Raw genomic sequence first — 4,589 nt, 5'->3', positions numbered from 1 at the left:
CGCGGCGACCGTCGGCGGGTTCGCCGGAGCGGTGCTCGGCGCGAAGGGTGGCCCCGTGGGAGCCGGTATCGGCGCGTTCCTCGGCGGATCGACCGGCTACGCCGTCGGCTACGTGATGAGCGAGCTGGACGCCGCAGTTGACGACGACACCCGCTCGACGACGCTCGACGACTACGCCGAAAGCGACGACGAGGAGATGGACGACGAAGACACCACAGACGACGGCCCGGTGACGATCGAGGTCGGATCGCCCGAAGAAGCCGCGGATGAGGCAACCGAGGAGCACCCTGAAGCCGAGGCGAGCGCTGAAGACGAGCACGCGAACGAAGCGGACGGTGAGACCGGTGATGACGGCGAGGCGGCTGGCGACGACGATACCAGGACCGACGGCGACACCGGCACCGACGACACCGACGCCGACGAAGAAGGACTCCCCAGGTAACGCGCGAAGCGCGCCTGAAGTCGCCGGGGAGCGCTTCGCGGGGCCGGTTGTGCTCGATGCTGGGTCCGGCAACCCGACTGTGGTCTCGTTGGATCGACCGCCGTGGGTTGCTGTAGGTGCGGGCGAGGGCGTGAGCCCTGGGCTACATGCGAGCCCCCACCCGTCAAAGAGTCTAAACCAACCCGACTAATTTTCAACCGTGATAAGCGGGTCGGTAAGTACATAAGTCGGATCCGGATACGCTCACGTAACCAGCAACCGGCCGGGATCGGCGGCGGGCCGAATCCGCGTCGGCGCACCGCTGGATTCAATCCATGAAACCAGACAACCTGTTCAACTCGGAGAACCGTGCGGTCAGCCCCGTGATTGGGGTCATACTCATGGTCGCGATCACTGTGATCCTGGCCGCCGTCATCGGCACGTTCGTGCTCGGACTCGGCGACTCGCTCGGGGATAGTCAACCATCTGCGCAGCTGAGTGTTGATTTTGATACCGACGATGACGACATTATTATTGAACACAACGGCGGTGATCGGATTGACTCGGATACACTAACGGTGATTGTGACTAACACAACTAGTGGTGAGAGTGTCGAAGGAGATGTCGAAGAACCCTTCAGTGTTGGTAACTCCGTGACCGGCGATTTCGATGGCACTGGAGATACACCTGAGAACGTCCGGGTCCGGATCGTTCACAACCCCAGTAATTCTTTCCTGCTTGACCGCACATTCGAACTCAACGGCGATCTCGATATCGGAGATGGCGACATTAACTTCTCTAGCTAATTGACTCCGACGACTTTTTATTCGCGTCCGGTACTGTAACCCGAGGACTGACGTGTTACACAACTCTTGAACCGTCACCGGGTCGTACTCTTCCCGTGTGGTTCGAATATTCTCTTCACTCTCCACCAAGTGCGCAAGAGCGGCATCAGTAACGACACTCATCGGCGGGTCGTCGTCGGGATCGCTCGCCACTATCTCGGTCGCCCGCTCCAGCTGCCGCTCCCGCTCGTCGGTGATCTTCAGGCTCGTTCGACGGCCCATATATATACCAGTTGTATATGCAGAGGTCTCTCAAATCCCACAGCGCGCTGCCGGGACAAGCAGCGTGAGCCGGATTGTCGACGAGCACGAAGTATATAAGGCGCGTGCAAGGCGCAGGGGCGAGTGATCGAGGACGTCGCACGAGACGAAACAAACACCGCACCGCGTGTGAGTACCACCCCGCGGATCGGTACAACGTGCGGCTCGTCAACGAGGACGGGGAGCGGCTCGACACGAGCTGGTACGATGGGCTGAAAGACGGCACGCCGTGGGAGTTCAAGGCGACCGCGCACCGCCACGCCGAGGGGAATCCGGGCAACTTCAAGATCTACGAGAAGTATCACGTGAAACTGCAGCAACAGGGCGGGTGGTACGGGTTCGCTGTATACCGACGGCGCGGGACCGGGACGCAGATCTTGAAGACGACCGCCGTTCGGGCGTCAAAGTTACCGACGCTTCGGTGGCATGGGGGTGGGAGTCATCGGGATAGTCGGCAGGGGAAGATTTCGATTGAATCGGTGGTTTCTAATTAATTTACCCACCCAGTGAACTCTTGGCATATTCGTCATTCCAAGGAAGATATGAGAAGGTTTCATATTTTAATTCTCCATCAGATTTAGTGAATTTCAGCGAAAAGTCTGCTTCATAAACTCCTTCTGAAAAAACGGATTCGTATTCAATTTTAACTTTTCCGTACAGCACATCACGTTCATCTAGATTATTCCGTATAATCCTGCCAAGTGATCTTTGGGAATATGAGGTAGACGTGCTTCCCATTGGAATAACACTTTCTGACGTGATCTCGAATTCTATTCCAACCTCAGAAGGCCTTACAGACGAAGATAACGTTACATGGTCCATAACAGATGAATCTGTTTCAATTCGTCTCAGTAACCCGCTAGCCGTGTCAAGCGGGCCGGTACCGTCTAAGTCGTAGAATTCGATAACAAGTTTGAGAGATGTAGCTGGCCCACCACCAAAATTTGATATTCTAACATCGATAGATTGTAGTTCATTAAACATATCGAACTCAGTAATTTCTAAATGCGGCTCTTGCTGGGCTTTCAACACAGAATGTTGCTCGTAATATAGGACTACAAGTCCGAGAGTCAACACCGATGTTGCGATTATCGAGATTGACTCCAAACCGACGGATCCGTATCTTAAATATGATATTGGTATTGAAGAAACAAATACAAAACCTACAATGAGAATACCTGCCGCAGTTTTCCATCGATTTGGGAGCATGTTATCATAGAATTCAGTTTGTACTACTAATCAGTAATCCTCCGTTTGGTCCTGCCAAGATCTTCATCAGGTAATGGGTTTCTGCGATTATGCTAAATGTAAGACAAGATTCACAGAATGAACAGCATATGCCCTGAAAACACCGTATTTATCTTTTTGCCCTTGAGGTATATTCAAAAGGGCGAGGCGTTTTGACAGATCAGCGGAATTAGTTATACATGTCCGTAAAAACAGAAACCGAAGCGGCACTGGTAGCACTTGAGATCGGAAATGTAATCGAATCGTATGATAAACTCACTGAGCAACGGTTCGGTGTTATGTGTCCTAGTGAAAATCATCTGGATTTTATTGAATCGCTTCCTAAGATTACAGAGGTTAATGATAGCCCCCCAGAATACGATTTTGTAGTCACTGAGTCAGAAAGAGTTGCCATCGTTGACAGCAGATGATCTTACTTATGTTACCCAATTGTTCGGCAGTGTAGTGAGTAAAACATACTCACATCTCTCATACACTAGCTAGAAATCAGCACATCTGCGTGTTCCGTCAAGTTTTATCGCGCCGCAAGCGGCGCGCCGCCGATCCCGTGAAAACAGAGGGGTACCTTAGAATCTGTGGCCTTAGCCACACCCCTAACGTGTGACCGACCCCCGGGGGTCGATCCGAGTTCGACTCGCAGCTCGTCGAGGTCGCCGTGGGCTGTGGGCTCGACCGAGATCGTGGCTGATCCGTCGCTCACTCCCCACCGGTCCCGGCTAAAACGTCGCGAAATCCGGCCTGGCGTTGCTGCTCCCGAGTATATAAGTAATGTCGCCAGATCTGCGTGAGATCGGATGAACCTCGGCTCCGTGCTTCTGTGAAGTCAAGCCATAATTGAATGGACTCGCGGGGTCCCCGTGAGCGGCGAAGCCGCGAGCGGGGGCTCGCGAGGGAACGACTGAGCGAACGAAGTGAGTGAAGTCGCGGGGTCCCCGTGAGCGGCGAAGCCGCGAGCGGGGGCTCGCGAGGGAACGACTGAGCGAACGAAGTGAGTGAAGGAGTGGACTCGCGGGGATTTGAACCCCGGGCCTCTTCCTTGCGAAGGAAGCGATCTGCCGCTGATCTACGAGCCCGCATTACGGAACACACTCCGTCCGTACTTGTACCTTACTTTTCGACGACCCGCGCGTGAGGCGGTGACACGCGAGCCGACCGCCGAACGACCGCCGGAAGCGACGCCCTTAGGTGACTCGCGGCGTGAGTTCGACATGAAACGGCGGGGCTGTCGAAACGCCCATCACGGTTTTGAGATCCATCACACATTCGGTATGCTTTTCAGTACGCACGGCGTCGATCTAGGTATGTCAGAGACGACGGCGGCGACCGCCGACCCGGCGGCGATCGCGGCGCTGAAACACGTCGCGCTCGCGGGCGGGCTCAACGAGACCAAGGTGTCGTGTGCGGCGCTCGGCGACCGGCTCGACGCCTCCACACAGACCGCCTCCCGACGGCTCCAGACGCTCGAATCCGCGGGGCTCGTCGAACGCGACGTCGTCGGCGACGGCCAGTGGGTTCGGGTCACCGACGCGGGCGAGGCCGCCCTCCGCGGCGAGTACGCCGACTACCGCCGCCTCTTCGAGACCGACGTCGAGCTCGTCCTCCGCGGACACGTCACTGGCGGGATGGGCGAGGGCCGTCACTACATCACGCTGCCGGGGTACGCCGAGCAGTTCGCGGCGCGCCTCGGCTACGAGCCGTTCCCGGGGACGCTCAACCTCGAACTCGACGCCGAGAGCGTCCGCCGTCGCGGCGAGATCGCCGGCGTCGACGCCGTCCCGATCGACGCCTGGGAGGACGCGGACCGGACGTACGGT

Annotated in this window: 6 protein-coding genes, 1 tRNA gene and 1 pseudogene; 5 read left to right on the top strand and 3 right to left on the bottom strand. The window is 56.6% G+C overall.

Going from position 1 to position 4,589, the window contains the following annotated elements; translation table 11 throughout:
• Both ACFQEU_RS12845 and ACFQEU_RS12840 read left to right on the top strand, forming a co-directional pair.
• On the top strand, positions 1–442 hold a 442-nt coding region (locus ACFQEU_RS12845), incomplete at its 5' end, for a hypothetical protein (protein WP_379782761.1).
• Positions 443–756: 314 nt separating this feature from the next.
• Positions 757–1,227, top strand: coding sequence for a type IV pilin domain-containing protein (locus ACFQEU_RS12840; protein WP_379782759.1), 471 nt, complete (start codon positions 757–759; stop codon positions 1,225–1,227).
• A gap of 9 nt (positions 1,228–1,236) precedes the next feature.
• On the opposite strand, the pseudogene ACFQEU_RS12835 reads toward ACFQEU_RS12840, so the two are convergent.
• A pseudogene (locus tag ACFQEU_RS12835) lies at positions 1,237–1,488 on the bottom strand (DUF7386 family protein); the annotation flags it as partial.
• A gap of 104 nt (positions 1,489–1,592) precedes the next feature.
• Between ACFQEU_RS12835 and ACFQEU_RS12830 the strand changes: the two are divergent.
• Positions 1,593–2,021, top strand: a complete 429-nt coding sequence (locus ACFQEU_RS12830; RefSeq protein WP_464384232.1) for a hypothetical protein — start codon at positions 1,593–1,595, stop codon at positions 2,019–2,021.
• 1 nt (position 2,022) lies between these two features.
• Here ACFQEU_RS12830 and ACFQEU_RS12825 read toward each other — a convergent pair whose 3' ends face one another.
• Positions 2,023–2,736 (bottom strand): hypothetical protein, encoded by a 714-nt coding sequence (locus ACFQEU_RS12825; protein ID WP_379782755.1) that lies wholly within the window; start codon positions 2,734–2,736, stop codon positions 2,023–2,025.
• Positions 2,737–2,954: 218 nt separating this feature from the next.
• Here ACFQEU_RS12825 and ACFQEU_RS12820 point away from each other — a divergent pair, with 218 nt between their 5' ends.
• The gene (locus tag ACFQEU_RS12820) at positions 2,955–3,185 is read left to right on the top strand and encodes a hypothetical protein (RefSeq protein ID WP_379782753.1); all 231 of its coding nucleotides are present in this window, start codon (positions 2,955–2,957) and stop codon (positions 3,183–3,185) included.
• A gap of 591 nt (positions 3,186–3,776) precedes the next feature.
• Here the strand turns inward: ACFQEU_RS12820 and ACFQEU_RS12815 are convergent.
• Positions 3,777–3,848 (bottom strand) — tRNA-Ala (locus ACFQEU_RS12815).
• 228 nt (positions 3,849–4,076) lie between these two features.
• Between ACFQEU_RS12815 and ACFQEU_RS12810 the strand changes: the two genes are divergently transcribed.
• Positions 4,077–4,589 (top strand): DUF120 domain-containing protein (locus ACFQEU_RS12810; protein WP_379782751.1); only part of this gene is annotated, 513 nt, incomplete at its 3' end.

The sequence above is a fragment of the Halorubrum tibetense genome (genome assembly GCF_042661865.1).
Lineage (GTDB): Archaea > Halobacteriota > Halobacteria > Halobacteriales > Haloferacaceae > Halorubrum > Halorubrum tibetense.
Note: the sequence above shows the minus strand (reverse complement) of the source record. Positions and strands in the feature narration are given on the sequence as shown.